This window comes from Caballeronia sp. INDeC2, from assembly GCF_023631325.1.
Classification (GTDB): Bacteria; Pseudomonadota; Gammaproteobacteria; order Burkholderiales; family Burkholderiaceae; genus Caballeronia.
This window is the reverse complement of the sequence record NZ_JALQDG010000033.1, coordinates 115,586-125,613: the sequence shown is the minus strand read 5'-3', so window position 1 is coordinate 125,613 and position 10,028 is coordinate 115,586. Positions and strand designations below refer to the sequence as shown.

Genomic DNA, 10,028 nt, shown 5'->3' with positions numbered 1-10,028 from the left:
GGCGCGATTCAGCATCTCGCGGGCATGAAGGATTCGAAGGTCATCGTCGCGATCAACAAAGACCCCGAAGCGCCGATTTTCAGCGTGGCCGATTACGGTCTCGTCGGCGATCTGTTCGCGACGGTCCCCGAACTGGTCGACGAACTGTGATGGAAGCGCCCGCCAAGTCGAACGTCGATCGATATCGCTCGCTCCTGTTCGTGCCGGGCAATCGGCCCGAGCGTTTTGCTAAGGCGCTGGACAGCGGCGCGGACGCGATCATCATCGATCTGGAAGATGCCGTCGCGCCCGCGAGCAAGGACGAAGCGCGCGACGCGGTGGCCGCATGGCTCTCTCCCGAGCGTCGCGTGCTGATTCGCGTAAATGCGTGCGATACACCGTGGTTCGAGCGCGATGCCCAACTCGGCAAGTCGCGGGGCGTGGCGGGCATCGTGTTGCCGAAGGCGGAAAGCGCCGCGGACATCGTCGCGCTGGTCTCGCGAACGAAGAGCCGAATGCCCGTCTTTCCGTTGATCGAAAGCGCGAAAGGCATGTTCAACGCATTCGAGATTGCGAAGGCGCCGTACGTGCACCGATTGATGTTCGGCACACTGGATTTCTGCGCCGATATGAACATGTCCACCGACGACGACGTGCTCGATCCATTCCGCGCGAATCTCGCGATGATATCGAGGGTCGCCAATATCGGCGCACCGATCGACGGCGTGACGCCCGCCATCGACGATGAAGAAGCTTTGAAGCTCGAAACGCTCAATGGAAAGCGCCGTGGCTTCGGGGGAAAGCTATGCATTCATCCGAAGCAGGTTCGAACGATCAACGCATGTTATGCGCCGAGCGGATCCGAACTTGCATGGGCGAAGCGCGTACTCGACGCGTTCGCAACCGCGAACGGGGCCGCCGTCGCCGTCGATGGAAAGATGGTGGACCGGCCGGTCGTGCTGCGCGCGCAGACGATACTCGAAAGCGTACGCGCATAGTCGATGTGGAGTCGCGAGTTATAGAATAAGAAACCGGCGCCGGACATTCACGCGCGCGCCCGTCATCGACTCTCGCTATTCCACGTTCCTCATGGATGTTCGCCAGCTTCGCTACTTCGTCAGCATCGTCGATTACGGCAGTCTCGGCAAAGCGGCGGAAAAGCTATACGTTGCACAGCCTTCGCTCAGCCAGCAAATGGCGCGGCTCGAAGAAGAACTCGGCGTCACGCTCCTTTTGCGCAGCAATCACGGCGTCACGCCGACGGCCGAAGGCGATGCGCTCTATCGCCATGCACGTCTCGTGCTGCGGCAGATGGAGCAACTCAAACAGGAAGTGACGAAGGGCGCAGGCGCGGAGTCCGGCACGGTGGCGGTCGGCTTGCCGACGACGATGGCGTCCGTGCTCTCGGTTCCGTTGTTCGAGCGCATTCAGGATCAATATCCCGGCATTCGCCTGCAATTCTTCGAAAGCATGAGCGGCTATCTGAACGAGCTGCTTGCCAATGGCCGGCTCGATCTCGGCATCCTCTTTCGTGAATCGGATACGCCGGGCATCACGGCTTTGCCCGTGCTCGATGAAGCGCTTTATCTATTGGGCGAACCGGGCGGCGATATTTCGCCTCGCGCATCGACGTGCCCGCTTGCCAAGCTCGCGGGTGTGAAGCTCGTTGCGCCGGGCGCGTCGAACGGCTTGCGGTTGCTGATCGAGCGCACGTTCGCAAGCGAGAAGGTGGAATTGAACATCGTCGCGGATATCGACTCGTTGCCGGCGTTGTTGCTGATCGCGAATTCGGGGCGCGCGTGCACGATTCTTCCATCGTCGGCTATCGCCCAATGGAACGACGCGCTCTTGCCGAGAATGCGCAGGATCGTCGAGCCGACGATCAAGCGGCCGGCCAGCATATGCTGGCCCAATGGCGCGCCGATGAATTCGGCGACGGTCGCGGTGCGCGAGACACTTATCGAGTTGATCGCCGAGCATATCGAACGCGATAGCTGGCAGGGCGTGACGATGCGGCTCCGAAAGTGACCGTAAACCTAGATCGCATTCGCGGCGCGCAAGCGATCGATGGCTTCATCGTCGAGACCGAGCTCGCGCAGGACGGCGTCCGTATGTTGCCCGAGCGCGGGCACGGCGTCCATGCGCGGTTCATCGGCGCTGCCGAGGCCCGGCGGGTAAAGCGCGGGAATCGTGCCGGCCGGCGTTTCGACGCGCGTCCACCGATGCCGCGCTTCGAGTTGCTCGTGTTTCCACACGTCGTGCATGTCGTTCATACGCGCATTGGCGATGCCGGCTTCCTCCAGCCGTTCGATGACTTGCGCGGCGCTCAGTGAAGCGAACGCATCGACGATGATGTGCGTCAACGCATCGCGATGCTGCGTGCGACGGCTGTTTGCGCAGAAGCGTTCGTCGCACTGCAGCTCGGGCTGGCGAATTACGATCTCGCAGAATTTCTTCCATTCGCGCTCGTTTTGCAGGCCGAGCATCACGGTCTTGCCGTCACCCGCCTGGAACGGGCCATAAGGAAAGATCGTCGCGTGCGAGGCGCCTGCGCGAGGCGGCGGCGTCTGCCCGTCGATCGCGTAGTAGAGCGGGTAGCTCATCCACTCGACCATGCTTTCGAGCATCGAAATGTCGATGCGCTTGCCGCGCCCCGTCTGCCCGCGTTCGATGAGCGCCGCGAGAATGTTCGTGTAGCCGTACATGCCGGCGGCGATGTCGGCGATCGAGCAGCCTGCCTTTGCGGGTTCGCCTTCCGAGCCCGTGATGCTCAGAAAGCCCGACTCGCTTTGAATCAGCAGGTCGTAGGCCTTGTTGTCGCGCATCGGGCCATCCGAACCATAGCCCGAGATATCGCACACGATGAGGCGCGGGTAACGCACCTTCAACGTGTCGTAGTCGAGCCCGAGCCGTTGCGTCGCACCGGGCGCGAGATTCTGCACGAAGACATCGGCGTTCGCGAGCAGCTTATGCACGACATCGAGTGCTTCGGGATGCTTGACGTCGAGCGTCACGCTTTCTTTCGAACGGTTCGTCCATACGAAATGCGATGAAAGACCCGACACGCGTTCGTCATAGCTGCGAGCGAAATCACCTGCGCCGGGCCGCTCGATCTTGATCACGCGCGCGCCCAGATCGGCGAGCTGACGCGTGCAGAAGGGCGCGGCGATCGCATGCTCGAACGTGAGGACCTTGATGCCTTGCAGTGGACGCATGATCGGCTTCCTTCAGAACGAACGCGGCAGGCCGAGGATGTGCTCGGCGACATACGAGAGAATCAGATTGGTCGAGATCGGCGCGACCTGATAGAGACGCGTCTCGCGGAACTTGCGCTCGACATCGTATTCCGCGGCGAAGCCGAAGCCGCCGTGGAATTGCAGACACGCGTTGGCCGCTTCCCACGAGGCATCGGCGGCGAGCAGCTTCGCCATGTTGGCCTGCGCGCCGCAATGCTTTTGCGCATCGAAAAGTTCGCACGCCTTGAAGCGCATCAGGTTCGCCGCTTCGACATTGACATACGCGCGCGCGATCGGAAACTGCACGCCCTGGTTCTGGCCGATAGGACGCCCGAACACGACGCGGTCCTTCACATACTGCGAGACCTTGTCGATGAACCAGTAGCCATCGCCGATGCACTCCGCCGCGATCAGCGTGCGCTCCGCATTGAGGCCGTCGAGGATGTACTTGAAGCCGTGGCCTTCCTCACCGATCAGATTCTCGGCGGGAATGTCGAGGTTGTCGAAGAAGAGTTCGTTGGTCTCGTGATTCACCATGTTGAGGATCGGCTGCACCGTGAGGCCGTGGCCGATCGCTTCACGCAGATCGACGATAAAAATCGACATGCCTTCGCTCTTCTTCTTCACATCCGCGACAGGCGTGGTGCGCGCGAGCAGGATCATCAGGTCGGAATGCTGCACGCGCGATATCCATACCTTCTGTCCGTTGATCACATAACGATCGCCCTTCTTCTCGGCGGTCGTCTTGATCTTCGTCGTATCGGTGCCGGTGGTCGGCTCCGTTACGCCCATCGATTGCAGACGCAATTCGCCCGATGCGATCTTCGGCAAATAACGCTTCTTCTGTTCAGCCGAGCCGTGACGCAGCAGCGTGCCCATGTTGTACATCTGGCCGTGACACGCGCCCGAGTTGCCGCCCGAGCGATTGATCTCTTCCATGATGACCGATGCTTCCGTCAACCCGAGGCCCGAGCCGCCGTATTCTTGCGGAATCAGCGCGGCGAGCCAGCCTGCTTTGGTGAGCGCGTCGACGAACGCTTCGGGATAACCGCGCGCTTCGTCGATCTTGCGGAAGTATTCGCCGGAAAACTGGCCGCAAAGATCACGCACGGCTTCGCGGATATCCTGATAAGCGTCGGGAGTGGATTCGATCATGGTGTGCTTGCTGGTGGGTTCGTGTAACGCCGAGCGAATCAAACGAGTCAGGCGAGCGTGGCGCGCGCCGTCATGGCGAGCCAGCCTTCGTGATCCTTCGACCACAGCTCGACCGTCTTGCCGTCCGTCGAAGGCCGGCCGCACAGATGCAGCGCATTGCCCGCGAAACACGGACGCTGCGCCTTGAAAGAGAAGTCGATGACAGTCGCATCGGGCAACTGGCGGCGCAGCAGGTCCATCAAAAGCGTCGCGATGAGCGGCCCATGCACGACGAGGCCGGGATAACCTTCGACCTGCGTCACGTAAGGCTTGTCGTAATGAATGCGGTGCGCGTTGAAGGTCAGCGCCGAATAGCGCATAAGCAGCGTTTCGTCGGGCACGATGTCGCGTTGCCATTGCGCGTCGCGGGGCGCGGCGGTCGGGGCGGGAGCGGACGCGCCGGGCACGGCCGGCTCGCGATACACGATGTCGTGCTCTTCTTCGATCGCGGTGACGTCGCCACAGCAAATGCGATGCCCGACCGTCACGAAACCGAGCTTGCCCGTGCGGCCTTGCTTCTCGCTGACGTCGAGAATGGTCGATTCGCGCGCGATACGTTCGCCGACGATCACCGGCGCGGGAAAGCGCAGACGCCCGCCGGCCCACATGCGGCGCGGCAGGCCGAGGTCGGGCAGGAAGCTGCCTTTCTTCGGATGCCCGTCCTCGGCGATGAGCGATTGCCTGGCTATCGGCCTGAAGAAGATCCAGTGCCACAAGGGCGGAAGCGCGCCGCCTTCATTCGGCGCGGCATCGCAATCGAGCGTGGCGGCGAGCGCGGCGACGGATGTCGGCGCGACGATATCGGCTGCGCTTTCCGTTTGCATGGTGTTGTCTCCGTGCTGGAATGGGCCAGCGACTTCTGGGTGAATAGAGAGACTTTAGGGAAATGTTCCGCGAGGTGGAAATACCAGTTTCATGTGCCGGGCATAGGGCGAACCTATTGCGCCTGGTGCTGCGTGATCAATAACATCGAAGCATCAATCCAATAACCGGCAAGTCATTTTTCGCTGAAGGTGCGCGCCCTAACATGCAATCCATCGCATCGATACGAATTGCACAAAGGAGTCGGACCATGTATGTCATCACCGGAATCACCGGAATCACCGGACAAGTCGGCGGGGCGCTCGCAAACGCGCTGCTCGAAGCGGGCAAACCCATTCGCGCCGTCTTGCGCGATGAGAACAAGGGCGCGGTCTGGGCGGCGCGCGGTTGCGAGCTTGCCCTCGCCACCATGACCGATGCCGATGCGCTCGCGCACGCTTTCGAAGGCGCGGAAGCCGTGTTCATTCTCCCGCCGCCGGAATTCGATCCCGCGCCGGGTTTTCCGGAAGCGCGCGCAGTCGTCGATACGATCGTCGCGGCCGTGGCGCGTGCGAAGCCGCGCAAGATCGTGTGCCTCTCGACAATCGGTGCGCAGGCCACGCAGACCAATCTGCTGACACAGCGCACGCTGCTTGAAGAAGCGCTCGCCAGGCAACCGATCCCTGTCACGTTCCTGCGTCCGGGCTGGTTCATGGAGAACTGCGCATGGGACGTCGACTCGGCGCGTGACGAAGGCATCGTGCGATCGTTTCTGCAACCGCTCGATCGCGCGATTCCGATGATCGCCACCGACGATATCGGCGAACTCGCGGCAAAGCTCATGCAACAGCAATGGCCGGGCGTGCGCATCGTCGAACTGGAAGGGCCTCGGCGCACGAGCCCGGACGATATTGCCGCCGCATTTGCGCAAGTGCTCGGCAAGCCGGTACGCGCGCAGGCGGTCCCGCGCGAGACATGGGAAGCGCTGTTCGTGAGTCAGGGCATGAAGAACCCGATGCCTCGCATTCAGATGCTCGACGGCTTCAACGAAGGCTGGATCGACTTCGAAGGCCGCGGAGAAGAGATCGCCAAAGGCAAGACGCCGCTCGTCGATGTAATCCGCAAGCTCGTCGCGCGTTGAGCGGAACGCCTCAGGCGATATCGCTGACGTGCGGAATCATCGCCGCTTGTCCGCGATGGACACCGTCGCGATCGAACAATTGCCACACGGTCGCGCGTTCTATCCAGAAGCGTTCGCCCGATTTCGTCACGCGTATGCCGCGATAGCCATCGACATAACCATCGCGCGCCACCTGTTCGAGAAACGCCTGACGCTCGCTGCGCTCGGGCGCTTCGGCCGATAGGCGCGATGGCAATGCAGTCAGCTCGTTCCACGTATAACCGAAGAGACGCTGCGCGCGCAGATTGCCGTAGACGAAGACGGGATCGGGCTGCGTATCGTGGGCGAGGATGCCAAACGGCGCATCCTCGTAGAGCCAGCGCGCGGCTTCCGTCGGCGTCAGTGCTTCATGGTGAACGAGCGTCTTGCGCAGCAGGCGCGCATAACTTTCGCAAAGGAGCATGAAGAAGTCGGGATCGGTTGGCTGCATCGTACGAAATGCCTTGAGTGAGCGGAAAACAGCACCTTACTCGTTCGCTTCCGTTTGCGCACGCTCCAGGTCGGCATGAGCTTCATCGACCTTGCGCTTACGCTCCGCGATCTTCTTCGCGCTCTTGCCTTCGTCTCTCGCTTTCTGCAAGTCGTGCTCGCGTTCCGCCAGCTTCTTCTGAGCCGCCGTGACCTTGCGCTCGCTCTCGCTTCGCAAGGACGCGTCCGTACAGTTCGCGTTCAACCGCGCGAGCGCAGTCTCCAGTCCATCGACGCGATTTGCATTGCCGTGCGCGCGCGCATAAGCGATTTCCTGTTCGATCGAACTGCGCTTCGCATCGCAGCCCTTCGATTGAGCCGAGCAATAGAGAGGGCTTGCGATCGCAACGACCAACAGTGCCTTGAATGCGAGTTTCATGTGTGGCCTCACGAAAGTCCTTGCAGGACGAATCATTCGATAGCGACACAGGATACTTCACAGGCACCGACTGCGCTGACGGCAAGTCATATCGACTTGACTTCGCCTCCGTCCATTCTCAACGTGCTGCCCGTCATCCACTTCGCGGCGGGCGACACGAGGAATGCCATCAGCTCCGCGATCTCTTCCGGCGTGCCGTAACGCGCGATGCCCGCTTCGACAGGAAAACGCGCGGTCGCTTCCTCGACGGTCATATCGTGCAGGGGCGCCCAGTGCTCCAGATACGAGCGCCGGCGGCCCGTCATTACGGGGCCGGGCAACACGCTGTTGACCTGCACGCCGTCCGCAATGCCGCGATCGGAAAATGCCTTCGCCAGTGCAACGATCGCCGCGTTGATCGTGCCGACCGCCGCGTACGGCGCCTTAGGGAAGAGCGCGGAATTGCCCGACATCAGCACGACCGATCCCGATGTCTCCTTCAGCGAAGGCCACGCCGCGACGGTCAAACGGCGCGCACCATGAAGCTTCAATGCGAGGCCCGCGTCCCATTGTTCATCGGTCATGTCGAACAGATCGATTTGCGGCACGGCGCCCGCGATGTTCAACACCGCATCGATGCGGCCGAACGCTGCGCGCGCATCATCGACGACTTTTTGCGCGGCGTCGGACCGCGCGAGATCGATATCGATCGCCAGCGTTTTCGCGCCGGCTTTCCCGACCATCGATGCGGTCTCGTCGAGATTCGCGCGATTGCGTGCGACGAGCACGATCGAATCGAAATCGCGTGCGAGGCGAATCGCGGTCGAACGTCCGATGCCCTGACTCGCGCCCGTGATAACGGCTACTTTCGTTGTCATGTCATGTCTCCCGTTTTCAATGAACGACGACCATCTTTCCGTTGGCTTCATTCGCTTCCATCACGCGATGCGCTTCGTGAATCTCGTCGAACGAAAACACGCGTGAAGGCTTCGCGTTGAAACGTCCCGCGGCAATGTCGGCGGCGATCGCTTGCAGCGGCACATCGGACACCGGAAAGCCGGGCGTGCCGAACACGAAGCTGCCGAAGAAAGTCAGATGCACGCCGCTCGACATCTGCAGGAGCGGGTTGAATTCCGCGATCGGCGCAAGGCCGCCAAGCCAGCCCGCGAGACATGCGCGGCCGCCGCGACGAAGCATCGCGAGCGAATCGAGAATCGTGCTGTTGCCGACGAGATCGAGCACCGCATCGATCTCTTTCGCTTCCGCGATGCGCGTGCTCAACTCCGGTCCTTCGAGTTCGACGCGCGACACGCCCAACGATTCGAGCTTGGCGAAGCGATCGCGATTGCGCGTCGTCGCGATAACCTTCGCGCCCGCATTCACCGCGAGATTCACCGCAGCCTGTCCGAACGATGACGTCGCGCCGCGGATGACGACCGTTTGTCCTGCCTTGATCTCGAGATTGCGAAAGAGGCACGTCCATGCCGTCGCATAGGTTTCGGGAATGGCGGCCAGTTCGGCCCAGGACAGATCGGATTCGATCAGCGCCACATTCGACACCGGCGCGCGTGTGAATTGCGCATAACTTCCGTTGATCGTGCGTCCGAGGCCGCCCATCAACGCGGCCACTTTGGCGCCGACGGGAAACTCGCCGCCCGGACACGACTTCACGATACCTACGCATTCGATGCCGCTCACTCTCGCAGCTTCGGCCCACTCGCCGCGCCGCATGTGCATTTCGGCGTGGTTGATGCCGAACGCCTTGATCTCGATGACGACATGTCCGTCGAGCGGTTCAGGCTCGGGAATCTCGGTATAGACGAGGCTGTCGATACCGCCGAACTTGTCGAGCACGATTGCACGCATGATGTTTCTCCTGTGATGGATGAGCGCGGTGAAGGTCCGCGTTTTACTGAGCGAGGAAGTCGGTGATGGCTGCCGCGATCTGCGTCGCGTGCGTTTCGAGTGCGAAGTGGCCTGTATCGAAGAAGCGCACGTCCGCATGCCGGATATCGCGCTTGAATGCTTCCGCGCCCGGCGGCAGGAAGAACGGATCGTTCTTGCCCCACACGGCGAGGAACTTCGGTTGATGCTTGCGAAAGTACGCCTGAAATGCCGGGTACAACGCGACGTTGTTGCGATAGTCCCCGAAGAGATCGAGCTGCACTTCATGCGCGCCGGGACGGCTCATGTAGTAGTCGTCGAGCGCATAGCCATCGGGCGAAATCGCGGACGCGTCGGGCACGCCGTGCGTGTATTGCCACTTCGTCGTGTCCTTCGTGAGCATCGCGCGCAATGCATCGCGATTCGCTTGCGTCGGCGCTTGCCAGTACGCGCGGATCGAATCCCAGCCGTCGCTCAATCCCTCTTCATACGCGTTGCCGTTTTGCGAAACGATCGCCGTGATGCGCTCGGGATGCTTGAGTGCAAGACGAAAGCCGGTCGGCGCGCCGTAGTCGAAGACATACACCGCATAACGATCGAAGCCGATCACTTCGGTGAAGCTATCGATCACGTTCGCGATGTTCTCGAACGTGTACGAGAACGCATCGCGGCTCGGCATATCGGACAGGCCGAAGCCGGGAAGATCGGGCGCGACGATATGAAAGCGCTCCGACAGCAGTGGAATCAGATCGCGAAACATGTGGCTCGAACTGGGAAAGCCATGCAGCAAGAGAAGCTTGGGGCCGTTGGCCGGACCGGCTTCGCGATAGAACACCTTGAAGCCGTCGACGTCGATATGACGATGCGCAATGGTGGACATGGGCGTTTCTCCGCGGGATGAAGAAAAAATCGTGTAACCGTTAAAAGT

11 protein-coding genes and 1 pseudogene are annotated in these 10,028 nt (G+C 61.4%); 4 read left to right on the top strand and 8 right to left on the bottom strand.

Annotation, left to right across the window (positions count from 1 at the left end; genetic code table 11):
• From NCS28_RS22555 to NCS28_RS22545, 3 genes and pseudogenes are all read left to right on the top strand, one after another.
• Positions 1-150 (top strand): annotated as a pseudogene (locus NCS28_RS22555) (electron transfer flavoprotein subunit alpha/FixB family protein); the annotation flags it as partial.
• Entirely contained in the window at positions 150-977 is an 828-nt protein-coding gene (locus NCS28_RS22550) for an HpcH/HpaI aldolase/citrate lyase family protein (RefSeq protein ID WP_250515998.1), read from the top strand. The pseudogene NCS28_RS22555 and the gene NCS28_RS22550, both read left to right, overlap by 1 nt.
• 91 nt (positions 978-1,068) lie before the next feature.
• Entirely contained in the window at positions 1,069-2,007 is a 939-nt protein-coding gene (locus NCS28_RS22545) for a LysR substrate-binding domain-containing protein (protein ID WP_250515997.1), read from the top strand.
• Between the two features lie 8 nt (positions 2,008-2,015).
• On the opposite strand, the gene NCS28_RS22540 is transcribed toward NCS28_RS22545, so the two are convergent.
• The 3 genes from NCS28_RS22540 to NCS28_RS22530 are packed head-to-tail and all read right to left on the bottom strand — an operon-like array spanning position 2,016 to position 5,233.
• Positions 2,016-3,194 carry a CaiB/BaiF CoA transferase family protein gene (locus NCS28_RS22540; protein ID WP_250515996.1) on the bottom strand — a complete coding sequence of 393 codons (1,179 nt, stop codon included), beginning with the start codon at positions 3,192-3,194 and terminating at the stop codon, positions 2,016-2,018.
• A 12-nt stretch (positions 3,195-3,206) separates the two neighbouring features.
• Positions 3,207-4,370, bottom strand: a complete 1,164-nt coding sequence (locus NCS28_RS22535) for an acyl-CoA dehydrogenase family protein (RefSeq protein ID WP_250515995.1) — start codon at positions 4,368-4,370, stop codon at positions 3,207-3,209.
• A gap of 47 nt (positions 4,371-4,417) precedes the next feature.
• Complete coding sequence (locus tag NCS28_RS22530) at positions 4,418-5,233, bottom strand: HTD2 family dehydratase (RefSeq protein WP_250515994.1); 816 nt, start codon at positions 5,231-5,233, stop codon at positions 4,418-4,420.
• A 248-nt stretch (positions 5,234-5,481) separates the two neighbouring features.
• Between NCS28_RS22530 and NCS28_RS22525 the strand changes: the two genes are divergently transcribed.
• The gene (locus tag NCS28_RS22525) at positions 5,482-6,351 is read left to right on the top strand and encodes an NmrA family NAD(P)-binding protein (RefSeq protein ID WP_250515993.1); all 870 of its coding nucleotides are present in this window, start codon (positions 5,482-5,484) and stop codon (positions 6,349-6,351) included.
• Between the two features lie 10 nt (positions 6,352-6,361).
• Here NCS28_RS22525 and NCS28_RS22520 read toward each other — a convergent pair whose 3' ends face one another.
• The 5 genes from NCS28_RS22520 to NCS28_RS22500 all read right to left on the bottom strand — a co-directional run bounded on the left by NCS28_RS22520 (position 6,362) and on the right by NCS28_RS22500 (position 9,980).
• Complete coding sequence (locus NCS28_RS22520) at positions 6,362-6,820, bottom strand: MEKHLA domain-containing protein (RefSeq protein WP_250515992.1); 459 nt, start codon at positions 6,818-6,820, stop codon at positions 6,362-6,364.
• A gap of 36 nt (positions 6,821-6,856) precedes the next feature.
• Positions 6,857-7,237 (bottom strand): DUF1090 domain-containing protein, encoded by a 381-nt coding sequence (locus NCS28_RS22515; RefSeq protein WP_250515991.1) that lies wholly within the window; start codon positions 7,235-7,237, stop codon positions 6,857-6,859.
• A gap of 86 nt (positions 7,238-7,323) precedes the next feature.
• Complete coding sequence (locus tag NCS28_RS22510) at positions 7,324-8,094, bottom strand: SDR family oxidoreductase (RefSeq protein WP_250515990.1); 771 nt, start codon at positions 8,092-8,094, stop codon at positions 7,324-7,326.
• 16 nt (positions 8,095-8,110) lie between these two features.
• Positions 8,111-9,082 carry a zinc-binding alcohol dehydrogenase family protein gene (locus tag NCS28_RS22505; RefSeq protein ID WP_250515989.1) on the bottom strand — a complete coding sequence of 324 codons (972 nt, stop codon included), beginning with the start codon at positions 9,080-9,082 and terminating at the stop codon, positions 8,111-8,113.
• Positions 9,083-9,125: 43 nt separating this feature from the next.
• Positions 9,126-9,980 carry an alpha/beta fold hydrolase gene (locus NCS28_RS22500; RefSeq protein WP_250515988.1) on the bottom strand — a complete coding sequence of 285 codons (855 nt, stop codon included), beginning with the start codon at positions 9,978-9,980 and terminating at the stop codon, positions 9,126-9,128.
• Positions 9,981-10,028 lie beyond the last annotated feature (48 nt).

Bases quoted from the DNA above. Each gene is read 5' to 3' on its own strand.
- NCS28_RS22510 (WP_250515990.1), bottom strand. From the start codon at position 8,094: ATGACAACGAAAGTAGCCGTTATCACGGGCGCGAGTCAGGGCATCGGA.
- NCS28_RS22525 (WP_250515993.1), top strand. From the start codon at position 5,482: ATGTATGTCATCACCGGAATCACCGGAATCACCGGACAAGTCGGCGGG.
- NCS28_RS22500 (WP_250515988.1), bottom strand. From the start codon at position 9,980: ATGTCCACCATTGCGCATCGTCATATCGACGTCGACGGCTTCAAGGTG.
- NCS28_RS22530 (WP_250515994.1), bottom strand. From the start codon at position 5,233: ATGCAAACGGAAAGCGCAGCCGATATCGTCGCGCCGACATCCGTCGCC.
- NCS28_RS22550 (WP_250515998.1), top strand. From the start codon at position 150: ATGGAAGCGCCCGCCAAGTCGAACGTCGATCGATATCGCTCGCTCCTG.
- NCS28_RS22545 (WP_250515997.1), top strand. From the start codon at position 1,069: ATGGATGTTCGCCAGCTTCGCTACTTCGTCAGCATCGTCGATTACGGC.
- NCS28_RS22505 (WP_250515989.1), bottom strand. From the start codon at position 9,082: ATGCGTGCAATCGTGCTCGACAAGTTCGGCGGTATCGACAGCCTCGTC.
- NCS28_RS22540 (WP_250515996.1), bottom strand. From the start codon at position 3,194: ATGCGTCCACTGCAAGGCATCAAGGTCCTCACGTTCGAGCATGCGATC.
- NCS28_RS22520 (WP_250515992.1), bottom strand. From the start codon at position 6,820: ATGCAGCCAACCGATCCCGACTTCTTCATGCTCCTTTGCGAAAGTTAT.
- NCS28_RS22515 (WP_250515991.1), bottom strand. From the start codon at position 7,237: ATGAAACTCGCATTCAAGGCACTGTTGGTCGTTGCGATCGCAAGCCCT.
- NCS28_RS22535 (WP_250515995.1), bottom strand. From the start codon at position 4,370: ATGATCGAATCCACTCCCGACGCTTATCAGGATATCCGCGAAGCCGTG.